The sequence below is a fragment of the Vibrio sp. V33_P6A3T137 genome (assembly GCF_009904835.1).
In the GTDB taxonomy this organism is placed as follows: Bacteria; Pseudomonadota; Gammaproteobacteria; order Enterobacterales; family Vibrionaceae; genus Vibrio; species Vibrio metschnikovii.
In genome coordinates, this window is record NZ_WXWK01000164.1 from 1 (window position 1) to 12,347 (window position 12,347).

Annotated in this window: 11 protein-coding genes; 5 read left to right on the top strand and 6 right to left on the bottom strand. The window is 46.1% G+C overall.

Annotated elements, in window-relative coordinates; all coding sequences use genetic code 11:
• Positions 1-668: sensor domain-containing diguanylate cyclase (locus CAG60_RS15345; RefSeq protein ID WP_237667800.1), on the bottom strand; the 668-nt coding region annotated here is incomplete at its 3' end.
• Positions 669-951: 283 nt separating this feature from the next.
• On the opposite strand from CAG60_RS15345, the gene CAG60_RS15350 reads away from it, so the two are divergent.
• Positions 952-1,308, top strand: a complete 357-nt coding sequence (locus CAG60_RS15350; protein ID WP_161439346.1) for a hypothetical protein — start codon at positions 952-954, stop codon at positions 1,306-1,308.
• Positions 1,309-1,410: 102 nt separating this feature from the next.
• Positions 1,411-1,545, top strand: coding sequence for a hypothetical protein (locus CAG60_RS16785; protein WP_004396987.1), 135 nt, complete (start codon positions 1,411-1,413; stop codon positions 1,543-1,545).
• Between the two features lie 53 nt (positions 1,546-1,598).
• Here the strand turns inward: CAG60_RS16785 and CAG60_RS15355 are convergent, their stop codons facing one another.
• Together CAG60_RS15355 and CAG60_RS15360 are read right to left on the bottom strand one after the other, a co-directional pair.
• On the bottom strand, positions 1,599-2,222 hold the full coding sequence (locus CAG60_RS15355; RefSeq protein WP_161439347.1) for a glutaredoxin: 624 nt from the start codon (positions 2,220-2,222) through the stop codon (positions 1,599-1,601).
• Between the two features lie 264 nt (positions 2,223-2,486).
• Positions 2,487-3,458 (bottom strand): porin, encoded by a 972-nt coding sequence (locus CAG60_RS15360; protein WP_161439348.1) that lies wholly within the window; start codon positions 3,456-3,458, stop codon positions 2,487-2,489.
• A 276-nt stretch (positions 3,459-3,734) separates the two neighbouring features.
• Between CAG60_RS15360 and CAG60_RS15365 the strand changes: the two genes are divergently transcribed.
• Both CAG60_RS15365 and CAG60_RS15370 read left to right on the top strand, forming a co-directional pair.
• Entirely contained in the window at positions 3,735-4,349 is a 615-nt protein-coding gene (locus CAG60_RS15365; RefSeq protein ID WP_161439349.1) for a fumarylacetoacetate hydrolase family protein, read from the top strand.
• Positions 4,350-4,419: 70 nt separating this feature from the next.
• Positions 4,420-5,067, top strand: coding sequence for a LysE family translocator (locus CAG60_RS15370; RefSeq protein WP_161439350.1), 648 nt, complete (start codon positions 4,420-4,422; stop codon positions 5,065-5,067).
• A gap of 68 nt (positions 5,068-5,135) precedes the next feature.
• On the opposite strand, the gene CAG60_RS15375 is transcribed toward CAG60_RS15370, so the two are convergent.
• Positions 5,136-6,842, bottom strand: coding sequence for a phospho-sugar mutase (locus tag CAG60_RS15375; RefSeq protein WP_161439351.1), 1,707 nt, complete (start codon positions 6,840-6,842; stop codon positions 5,136-5,138).
• Positions 6,843-7,219: 377 nt separating this feature from the next.
• On the opposite strand from CAG60_RS15375, the gene aroG reads away from it, so the two are divergent.
• Entirely contained in the window at positions 7,220-8,272 is a 1,053-nt protein-coding gene (aroG, locus tag CAG60_RS15380; RefSeq protein ID WP_158137072.1) for a 3-deoxy-7-phosphoheptulonate synthase AroG, read from the top strand.
• Between the two features lie 63 nt (positions 8,273-8,335).
• Here aroG and CAG60_RS15385 read toward each other — a convergent pair whose 3' ends face one another.
• Together CAG60_RS15385 and lldD are read right to left on the bottom strand one after the other, a co-directional pair.
• Complete coding sequence (locus CAG60_RS15385) at positions 8,336-11,170, bottom strand: FAD-binding and (Fe-S)-binding domain-containing protein (protein WP_161439352.1); 2,835 nt, start codon at positions 11,168-11,170, stop codon at positions 8,336-8,338.
• A 25-nt stretch (positions 11,171-11,195) separates the two neighbouring features.
• On the bottom strand, positions 11,196-12,332 hold the full coding sequence (gene lldD / locus CAG60_RS15390; RefSeq protein WP_161439353.1) for an FMN-dependent L-lactate dehydrogenase LldD: 1,137 nt from the start codon (positions 12,330-12,332) through the stop codon (positions 11,196-11,198).
• Positions 12,333-12,347 lie beyond the last annotated feature (15 nt).

Sequence of the window (12,347 nt, forward strand, 5' to 3'; positions counted from 1 at the left end):
ATCGATTTGAAATTATCAATATCGAGATAAGCGAGAGTGAAAGATTGATAATTATTATCTACTAAATATTCTAGTTGGTCGGATAAATAGTTACGGTTGAAAAGGTTGGTTAGGCTGTCATGAGAAATTTCATAACTCAACTGTTGAGCGAGACTGTTAAAGCGTTGGTTCATCCATTGATAGACAAGATGATGGCGAACAATGCGAGCAACGGTACAGTGAAGCTCAATCGCCGCATCAAGGGTTATGGGTGGCTCATGAAACGTCGATAGGAGAATACCGAGTATATCGCCATTATCAGCATAAAGCGGAACACCGATATAAGTGATGACTGCAGCATGGTAGAGCGAATGATTATCGTGAAATGGGCGATGAAGTGCATCGTTATGAATGACATACTTTTGTTTACTTCTGATTAACTGCTCATAAACGGTTCCTTTGAGTGAGTAATCGCAGGCAAGCGCATGGGGCTCTTTACCCGCATAGCTCAACGTCCTACCTTTATAGAGAGATTTATCGACCTCTATTAAATAAGTCGCCCAAGAATTCAAATGGCTATGCAAGGCCTGCACTGAACGTTGATAAAGGTCTGAGCTATCTAGTAAAATAAGCTCATTAATTATATCAAGACTCGCTGTATTTTGAGTCAAAACGCTGGTTGCTACCATAACCCTCTCACTTTTATTAATCCTTATGGTTACTATAAATGGTCGCATTCGATTATTAATAAAAAGCATTCATAGCATTTGATTGCAACATATCAACTATGGATGAGGATCGGTAATTTTTCCACCGTTGCCATCAGTAATTGCTTAGCTGTATTTTGTGATGAAAAATCAATAACGATGGCATAAGTCGTCGTGAGGCAGAGATCGAACAGTACCATCACCTAACCTTCGCATCTTGTAGTGACTTGGGTATAATTACCTGACTCAATTTATAGGAAATATCATGCAACAGAATCAATTTGAGGCTTTAGTTGAAAGCCTTTGCCAATGGTCAACGCTTCCTCAAGTTCTTGAGGTACTCAAACAGTCGGATGATCAAGACATTGCTGAGGCCGCCGCTTCGTTAACGGGACAATTTGCGCTTGCTGAGGTTGACGGTGAACCGCGTATCTATCACGTCACCACTGAGATTGATGAGCAAGGTCAAGAACAGGAGTTTGTCGAGCATGTGATGAATGAAGGTGAGGATGTAATTAAGTTTATTGCTTGGTTTTTTGAGTCTCAGTTTTCAGTTAAGCACAAAGAGACTTACCAGGCTGCAGGAAAAACCTATCAGCAACCGAAACGGACAGTGAAGTAATTTAACAACATTAATTTGTGATCTAAGTCTTGTTTTGGCTTTTTGTTATGCTATTATCAGCGCATTAAGTAATTAAATTACAAAAATGGGTGAGGTAATATCATGGGTAACGATTTAGGTTCAGCCTATATTGGTCAACTTATCGCCAAGCAGATGATGCATGAAGCGTTGTACGGTAAGGTAAAACCAAAGAAGAAATCTTTCATTAAAAGCGTATGGAAAAAGCTCAGTAAGTAAGCTGGGTATAGAGAATATTAAAAAGCCCTGAGTCATCGACTCGGGGCTTTTGGCTATTTTTTCGCTAATGAAATAACGTTATTGAGTGGCTCATCTTGTGGTGAAAGCGTTTTTGGATGCTCAAGCAGCCAAGTTTGCAACGCATCGTATCCCCCGATGTATTGCCCATCTAACCAGATCTGTGGAACGGTGACTGGAGTCTTTGCCCCAATGATGGCTTTGACTTCAGGGATCATTCGATAGAGAGCAGCACTATTTTTGACGACATCAAAATACTGAAAGCGAATGCCAGCTTCCTGTAAGGCGAGCTTGGCTTTTTGACAATAAGGACAAGAGGCTTTACCGTAAACGATATTGCCTTGCAAGGTATCACGTTGTACCCACTGTTCGATTACCGCTTGTATGAGAACCCCTCGGTTGAGGGCTTCACCTTGGCTAATCACTTTTCCCTCGACAATCACAATCGGAGCGTGCCAAGCACCGTATTTCAGTGGTTCCCACCAATGACTAAGCCAATCTTTGTTTTGTAAATTGATCTCGATTCCAGCCAGTTCATTGGTAAAAGTATCCTCAAGGATATCGTGAGTAAGCGTACATTCACCACAGGGAATATTGACTTTGAAAGGTCCGAATTGACCAGCCCAACGGTATAGAGTGATGTTGATTGGTGTCGCCATAAGTAACCTCGACGGTGGCTAGAGAAGTGAGCGGTTGACCGTATCTTTAAGCGGCTTAGAAATAACGTCCCTTAAGTATATAAGAATTTTTATGGGTACAGAGAGTTTATCGTCAGAAAAATAAAACGACCAATGGGGTTGGAGCCGTTGAGAGATAACTTTTGACAAAATGAGGTCATCTTTGCGGATACGGCAGTAATAGCAATGAAAAGGGCCAAGCGGAGCTTGGCCAAAAGGACAGTATGCAATGGAGTTTATGAAACATTAAAAATCGTAACGTAATCCAAAACGTAGAGTATCTTCACTCTGAGTCTCAACGCCATTGACGACAACATCATCAAGGTTGTTCAGTTTATAAGAGATGTAGCTACGTAAGACAGAATTGAATTGATAGTAAGCGGCAAGTTCGAAGAAGTCTGCGCTATCTGTTTTGTTTCCGGAGACTTTATCTTCACTTTTGCCGTAAACGCCTTTCAACGTCATCTGTTTGTTTAGCTTATAAGCGGCGGCAAGCTCTAGAGCATTAAATTCACTATTGGCTTTATCATCATTATCACCAAAAGAGTAAGTCGCCCCTAGCGATAATGCATCAAGTTTATAGCCCACGCCGAGTAACCATTGATTTTGCTTGCCTTTACCGACGCCATTGTCACCGGCTGAGTAGGCTGCACCAAGATCCAGCCCGATAGGTAAAGAATACAATCCAGAAATACCATATAAATCGGCATTATCTTTACTATTAGCGGCATAGGTTGCTTGCAGATTAAGTGCGTCAAATTGACCACGGTACGCAATCACACTGTCTGTTTTATCAGAGGCTGAGCTAATGTACTGTTGGATCCCTGAAAACTCGGTGGTATCGGTGAGATTAGAAATTTGTACCGCTGCCATGTCCTGCTTACCGAATGAAAGATCACCGATATTGGTTGCAAAGCCAGCATACATGTAGCGATTTGTAAACTCTTTGGTTCCGGTATTTTGTTCCGCTTCGTAAAAAGCAAATCCTCTTAGGTCATCGGCAACTTGAGTTGAGCCTCTTACATTCAGACGAGCACGCGTACTATCTTTCATCGTCCCATCAATTTCTGCGCCTTTATCACCGATAAAATCACCACGGAATTCAACGCGACCACCAATTCTCAACTCAGTGCCATCAGCGCTATAAACGGTTGCGGCTAAAGATGATCCAGAGACCAATGCGGCGAGAATGGCGGTTGTCACTGCTGCTTGTTTCATTATTATTACCCTATTTAGTAAATTGAGCTTCATGCTCTATGGTTGGTTTGAGAGTAAGGTAGAACGTTTAGATGACGATTTGATTGCTCAAATGTGACGATTAGATTTTGTTTTTATTGAAGAAAAAAGACTCGACGATGTTTTCATTTACGTTCACTGGAAGCGGGAAGTGAATCTATTCATAGCGTGTTTTTTGATGGTTATCTTTCGACGAAGGCTTGGCGATTTTTTAAGATAGGTTACACTTTGTGCTCACTCATTATTCAAGGACGAGCGATGAACGCGGTACGTTATGAACAACAATTGGTTTACCCATCAAAAATACTGTGTGTCGGGCGTAACTATGTCGAACACATCAAAGAGCTCAATAATTCGTTACCAGAGCAAATGGTGGTCTTCAATAAGCCCAACAGTAGTATTGCAAAACAATTACATGCCTATCATCAAGAAACCTTGCATTACGAAGCGGAGATTTGTTTTCTTATCCGCAATGGTGAATATGCGGGTGTCGGGCTTGGGCTTGATTTAACCAAGCGTGCTTTACAATCTCAGCTCAAGCAAAAGCAGCTACCTTGGGAGCGGGCGAAAGCGTTCGATGGCTCGGCCGTTTTTAGCCGTTTTATTGATTTAACAGGGATAGATATCGCCACTTTACAGTTAGAGCTATACATTAACTGTGTGCGAGTACAATGTGGTGGCGTTGCGCAGATGATTTTCTCTCCTGAACAGATTTTAAGCGATCTTCAATCTTATACTACCTTGCTGGATAACGATGTGGTGATGACGGGAACGCCACAAGGGGTTGGTGAAGTGCATCGCGGCGATGTTTTTCTTGGCCGTTTAAAATCTGCCGAGCAAACCTTGATCGAAGTGGAATGGTTGGCTGAATAGCTACCTCAATAGCAATCTCACTGGGTTTAAGATAGAATCTGCGACTTTGTGCTGCTATTGAGCGATGATAATGATTGATTTGACTATTTTACCGCTGTATCTCACCGCGGTGATTGCGTTGCTGTTAATTCCCGGCCCCGATATGCTGTTAATTGCCAGTTCTAGCTTGAGCTATGGGCGTAAAGTCGGGGTGTTTGCTAGCTTAGGCAATGCGACTTCGGGCGTTATTTTAACCTTACTCGCTGCCCTTGGTGTCTCGGCGATGGTGGCAATGAGTCCAGTCGCGCTCACTATCTTGCAAGTATTAGGCGCTGGTTATTTGTTGAAAATGGGCGTTGATTGCCTGCGCACTAGCGCCAGTTTTGCGCCAAGTTTATCAACAGAAGTCACCTTGAGCAGCACGTTTTACCAACGCGCCTTGGTGAGTAACTTGTTAAATCCCAAAGCGTTAGTATTTTTTGTGATGTTTTTACCCCAGTTTGTGTCGAGCAATGTGCCAGCAAGCTCTGGTGAACAGATGCTGGTGCTGGGGATTTTACTCAATATCTGTGGGTTACTGTTTAATTTACTGTTGGTGGGTTTAGTCGGTTGGGGCGGGCATGTCTTGCTCGAGAATGCCAAGTTTCGTTTATATCAGCATAAGCTGATGGGCGGGATCTTTTTCTTGCTCGCCTTATGGATGCTGAGTGACCTATTGCTTAACTTTCTGTCTATTTAAAGCCATTGCAGCGTTATCTCTTGTTATCAACCCTCGCTTTATCGTTATAAAGCGAGGGTTGAATTTATTTATACTAGGCTGTTTTGATGTTCGCTGATCAGCAGTGCCATTTGTTCTTCAGCACGTAGCTCAGCCTCAGAAAAACTCTCGTCTGCGGCAAATGTTCCAACCACTTCATAGTAGCATTTCAGTTTCGGCTCGGTTCCTGATGGGCGAACAATCACTCGCGCTCCGTCTTGTAAATGATAAATCAGTACATCACTACTTGGCCAAGTGAGTGGTTCTGTTGTGCCATCTTGATGATGACGAACGGCGAGTTTTAAATCATCGTAACTGACGACAGGCTTACCAGCAATCGTATGCGGAGGCGTCGCACGTAGACGATCGCCAATGGGTGGCTTGTCTGGTGCTAAAGCAATACTGCGTTGTGCTGTTACGTACAAGCCGTGTTGACGATATAACGCTTCTAGTTGATCCCAAATGGTTTTACCTTGGCTGTACAGCTCTGCCGCGAGTTGGGCAAAGGCGACCATAGCGGATAAGCCATCTTTATCCCAAACGCTATTACCGACGGTGTAGCCTAAGGCTTCTTCGTAAGCAAATAGGAACGGATGTTGCTCTGATTGTTTGGCCATTGCCACATTGGTTAACCATTTAAAACCGGTGAGTGTTTGGTAATAAACCGCGCTATGAGCGGCGGCAATTTTACTGAGCAGGCTAGAAGAGACGATGGTATTTCCGACCAGTGGTGCTTGGTGCGCGGTATGGCGGAGCAGGTAATCGCCGAGTAATGCACCGACCTGATCGCCCGTCAGCATTTGATAACCGCCTGTAGGTTTCGCTACGGCAACCGCGAAACGGTCGGCATCGGGGTCATTAGCGCAGGCGAGCTCGGCATTCACCGATTCCGCCAAGGCGATGACTCTATCCATCGCACCGGCTTCTTCAGGGTTAGGGAAGTTAACTGTCGGGAAGCTGCCGTCGGGTTCGCGCTGCTCTTTGACGCTCAGTACCTTATTAAATCCGGCATCAGCGAGCAGGGTTTCTGCCATTTCGGCACCGACGCCGTGCATGGCGGTATAAGCGATGGTCACGCTAGACGGATCGGTGTGATGCTGTAGCAATGGACTGGCGTTAATGGTTTGTCGATAGGTTTGGTAATAATCATCTTGCAGCCAAACCAATAACCCTTGTTGCTGGGCTTTATCCAATCCTAGAGTTGGAATGCTTTGTGTTGCGGCTAAATCAATTTGATTGGCAATGCCAGAGTCATGGGGAGCAATGATCTGCGCGCCATTTTCCCAGTAGACTTTAAAGCCATTATATTCTGGCGGATTGTGGCTAGCAGTAACGACGACTGCTGCTGCGGCTTGAAAATGTTTGACCCCAAACGCCACTACCGGAGTAGGCGCTACTTTATAGGTAAGATACACCTTAATGCCTAAAGCGGTCAGTACTGAGGCGGTATCTTGAGCAAATTGCTGTGAATCTGGGCGGCCATCATAGCCAATCACCACGCCTCGTTGTTTGGCATTGTCGACTTGTTGGATCAGATAATGACCTAGTCCGACAGCGGTTTCTTGTATCACTAAGCGATTCATTCGGTTAGGGCCGCAGCCGACTTTACCGCGTAGGCCAGCGGTGCCAAATTCTAAGCGGGATTTAAAGCGATCTTCAATTTCATTCTGTTGTTGGTTATCAATTAAAGTTTGTAATTCTTTTCGGGTACGAAGGTCTGGATCTTTTGCTAACCAGAGCGTGACGTTATTGTTCATCGTGGTCACCTTTAATAGATAGTGTCAGTGGAGACATTGTAAGTAATATTTATTCTCATTAATGGGCGCGCAATCGCTAAACGCTTTATCTTCTTGCTATAGCAACGGATGTTCAGTCAACTCAGCAGCGTCAAGCAAAAAGGCCAGCCATCATTGGAGTCGATTTAAAAAGTATATTCAAGTCACTTGAAGATGAACATGTTTAATGGTGTAAATTTTAAATTACACATTGTTGTTTTTGTATTGAGTGGGTGATGGTTGAAAATCACTAAAAATAGTGCTTGCGATTGCTTGGTGAAGTGGTTAAGTTACTTACAGAGCATAACCGAGCAGTGATGGGAACACCTGCAGTAATCAGTAATAGGAAGAAGTAAGCGATGTATCAAACCGATGATGTCAATATAAAACGTATCAAACAATTGCTGCCTCCAGTAGCCGTATTAGAGAAATTTCCTGCCAGTGAAGCTGCTTCTTCAACCACATTTCAAGCCCGTGAAGCGATTCATAACATTTTACATGACCAAGATGATCGTTTGTTGGTAGTGATTGGCCCTTGCTCCATTCATGATCCTAAAGCGGCGATTGAATATGGCCAGCGCTTGAAAGCCTTGCGTGATGAATTGAGTGGTCATCTTGAGGTGGTGATGCGGGTATATTTTGAAAAACCGCGTACTACAGTGGGCTGGAAAGGACTGATTAACGACCCGTATCTCGATGATTCTTATGAAATTAATGATGGTCTACGCATTGGTCGTAAACTGTTACTTGATTTAACCGATATGGGAATGCCAACCGCCAGTGAGTTCTTGGATATGATCACGCCGCAATACGTCGCGGATTTGATCAGCTGGGGAGCGATTGGCGCTCGTACAACCGAATCTCAAGTGCACCGCGAGTTGTCTTCGGGACTGTCATGCCCAGTGGGATTTAAAAATGGCACCGATGGCAATATTAAAATTGCTACTGATGCGATTCGTTCTGCCAGTGCTTCGCACCACTTTTTATCGGTGACTAAATTTGGTCATTCGGCGATTGTAGAAACGGCGGGTAATCCTGATTGTCATATTATTCTACGTGGCGGCAAAGAGCCTAATTATAGCGCTGAGCATGTTGCGTCGATTAAACAAGAGCTAGAAGTCTCCGGTTTAAAACAGAAAGTGATGATTGACTTTAGTCACGCCAATAGCTCTAAGCAGTATCAGCGACAAATGGTGGTGGCAGATGACGTTTGTGCGCAGCTGCGCGCTGGTGAGCACGCCATCTTTGGGGTGATGATTGAATCTCATTTAGTGGCTGGTCGTCAGGACTTAGTCGATGGTCAAGCACCGACGTATGGGCAGTCAATTACTGATGCATGTATCGGTTGGGATGATACTGAAAAAGTATTACGCCAGCTTGCGCAAGCGGTGGAAGCGCGTCGTAACCTGTAAGGGATTTCGTTTCTGGTCGATAAAAAATAGGCGCTGAATCAGCGCCTATTTTATTCAATCAACTTAACTATTTGGCCTCGATACTTCATCCAATAAATACAAAATGGATTGATAAGGGATCCCGCTGTGATGGGATAAGCCGATTTCACAAGTCCGGCTATTACTAAAACCACGTTGGCAAGTGGCGGGTACTTGTTGTTTTAGCGAGTGAACGGCAGCTTGGTTGAGCTCTGGTGTGGTAAAACCCTTATCGCCAGCAAAACCGCAGCATTGAATATGCTCAGGAACAATCACGTCTGATACGCAAGCTTGCGCGACCGCTAACATGGTATTCTCAAGCGCCATTTTACGTGAGCTACAGGTGATGTGTAGCATGACCGTTTCTTGTTTTGGAGTAATGCTTAAATGCTCTAAAACATACTGGTTGATAAAGCCTGCCGGTTCAAAAATCTGCATTGGCTGGGTAAAGTGATCCATACTGCGTTTTGCACATGGGCTGGTATCGATGAGTACTGGATAGCGGCCCTGTTCACTGGCTTGCCACAACGCTTGTTCTAATTGCTGCGCTTTTTGGGTGGCAATATCAAACATCCCCTTACTGTCATAAGGCATACCACAGCATTGAGAAGAGACATTGTTTGGGATAATAACCTCAAAGCCGGCTTTGTTGAGCAGGGATAAAGTCACTTCCGTCAGTGGCCGTGGATCGAGAGCGTCGTTGCCTTGCGCCATCGTCCGGCTGGCGCAAGAGGGCAGATAAACGACTTTTTTATCGCGTCTCGGTAAATTCGCCGCGTGTTTTTCCAGTGGATAGCGATTGGCGCGAGGCAGTTCCGCTGTCCACAAGGGTGTTTTGCCTTTGCTGATTTTGCGTAAGCTTTGACTGAGCTGACTGACTCGCGCTTCTCCGCAGAGGCTTGTTGCCAGTTGATTGACTTTAAGCCCTGTTGTCACCAGTGCGGTGGTGGTGGCGAAATGATCGGCTGTCCAGCGCGCAATCGGGGTAAATTTGGCGTATTTTGCTTGGCGCAGTTGTTTAATTAAATCACCCGTGTTGATGCCCACTGGGCAGCGCTCGGCACATAGGCCCGTGGCGGCGCAAGTATCGATACCTTGATACTGGAAAACATCCGCCAGCTCGCTTGCGGCAACCTCTTCTCCGGCTCGGCTGCGACGTTGTAATTCGCGATACAGCACGATCCGCTGGCGAGGAGATAAAGTCAGCGTCCGTGATGGACACACTGGCTCACAGAATCCACATTCAATGCAGCGATCGACCAGTGGGTCTGCAGCTGGCATGGGTTTGAGATTTTTGAGGTGCGCATGAGGATCGGTGTTGATGATGACCCCAGGATTGAGCAGCCCTTGCGGATCAAACAGACTTTTGATGCGCTGCATCAGGGCGTAGCCTTCTTTGCCCCATTCTAGCTCGACATAAGGAGCCATGTTACGCCCCGTACCATGTTCGGCTTTTAACGACCCTTGATATTTGACCGCGACCAGTTCCGCTACCGCATCCATAAATGCGCCATAGCGGTCTATTTCAGCTTGCTGTTCAAAGCCTTGAGTGAAGACAAAGTGCAAGTTGCCTTCTAAGGCGTGACCAAAGATGATCGCTTCGTGATAACCGTACTCATCGAATAGGGTTTGCAGTTCACGAACGCCAGCGGCGAGTTTTTCAACTGGAAAGGCCACATCTTCGATGATCACTGTTGTGCCGACTTCACGGACTGCGCCGACGGCTGGAAACATACCTTTACGAATACCCCATAGGGTAGCAACAGTCTGGCTATGGCTAGTGAACGGCACCGACTGAATGATCTGATAATCACTGAGACTGTCGATAATCGTTTGACACTGACTATCGAGTTCGACTTGTTGACTGGCGTGCGATTCCACCAATAGAGCGCAGGCCTCGATGTCGAGTTCGGCAATAAAGTCTGGCATGCCAGGTTTATCGGCGACAGAACGGAGCGCACGACCATCCATGAGTTCCACCGCAGCAACTGGCGTACTGGACAAGGTGGTCACCGCTTGGCAGGCTTGTTCAATAGTGGCAAAAACCAAGAGCGCTGAGGCTTTGTAGCGATGTTCAACTACGGTGTTATAGGTAATATCGGCGATAAATCCTAATGTGCCTTCCGAGCCGATGAGAAGATGCTCGATGATCTCGATCGGATCGTGATAGTCAATGAGCGCATTAAGGGCATAACCGGTGGTATTTTTTAAGCGATATTTGTGACGAATTTGTTCAGTGAGCGGAGTATTGGCGCGAGTGTGCGCGGCTAACGTTTCAATGCCCGCGAGCAAGTCTGCTTTGCGGCGTTTGAAGTCAGCAATACTTTGCTCATCTCGGGTATCAAGCACGACGCCGTCAGCAAAAACGATTTTCATGCTATCAACGGTACGATAAGAGTTGTGCGCGGTACCGCAACACATGCCACTCGCATTATTAGCGGCGATGCCGCCAATTTTACAAGTATTGATTGAGGCGGGATCAGGACCAATTTTACGTTGGTAAGGGGCAAGGTATTTATTCGCGTCCGCGCCGATAACCCCCGGTTGTAGGCGAATTTTATGGCCGTCATCAAGAATTTGATGCTCACGCCAATCATCGGTTAAGGTGATTAAGACAGAATCAGACACCGCCTGACCAGATAAGCTGGTGCCAGCGGCGCGAAAAGTAAAATGAATGCCCAGCTCAGCGCAGCTTTGAATAGTAAATATCACTTCATCAAGAGACTGTAAACGTAAGACGATTTTAGGCACTAAGCGATAAAAACTGGCGTCAGTACCATACGCTAAACGCTGCGCTGGCTGAGTAATGATGCGCTCACTAGCAACGCGCGTTGCCAGTTGAGTGATCAGTTGCTGATAGTGTGAGGGTAACTCACTCATGTTGAACTCCTGTTTTCACCACGGACTAACGATTCACCAAAGAATCACGGGAGAGATCTTGCACCCGTTTAGCACCGGTTAAGGTCATTGCAACGCGCATCTCTTTGTCAAATAAATCCAGTAAATGTTCAACACCGGCTTGACCTTGCGCCGCTAATGCGTAAATAAAAGCGCGGCCCAGTAAAGTGCAATCTGCCCCTAAGGCAAGCATTCTGACCACATCCAATCCGCTACGGATGCCAGAATCGACCAGAATTTTTAAATCGCCTTTTACCGCATCGGCAATGCTGGGTAATGCCTGCGCAGTAGAGAGTACGCCATCTAACTGACGTCCACCGTGGTTAGAGACCACAATGCCATTAGCGCCAAAGCGTACCGCATCTTTGGCATCTTCGACGTCTAAAATGCCTTTGATCACCATCGGGCCATCCCAGAAGTCACGGATCCATTCGAGATCTTGCCAACTGATTGACGGGTCGAAATTGTTACCCAACCAGCCAATATAATCTTCGAGTTTAGTCGGCGTCCCGCGATAGGTCGAAATATTGCCCAGATCGTGTGGTTTACCCAATAAGCCCACATCCCATGCCCAGCGAGGATGCGTCATCGCTTGCAGAATGCGTCGGCTTGCCGCATTGGGACCGCTCATTCCAGAATGCATATCTCGATAACGTGCACCGGGAACGGGCATATCGACCGTAAACACTAAAGTCGTCACGCCTGCCGCCTTGGCGCGCTCTAAGACGTTTTTCATAAAGCCGCGATCTTTCAATACATAAAGCTGAAACCACATTGGACGAGTCAAGGTGGCGGTGACTTCTTCAATCGGACAGACCGACACCGTCGATAGGGTAAAGGGAATTCCTTTATTGGCGGCAGCGTGCGCGGCTTGTACTTCACCACGCCGAGCGTACATACCGGTTAACCCTACCGGAGCTAAGGCGATAGGCATGGCCAGCGATTCGCCAAAAAGCTCAGTCTCAAGGCTTAATTCAGACATATCATTGAGCACCCGTTGGCGTAGGGCGATATCGGCTAAATCGGTAGTATTGCGACGTAGTGTGTCTTCGCGATACGATCCGCCATCAATATAATGGAAAAGAAAAGGCGGCAGTTTAGCTTGGGCGGCAGCGCGAAAATCAGTCGAGGCAGAGATGATCATGGTTTGTATCCTTAT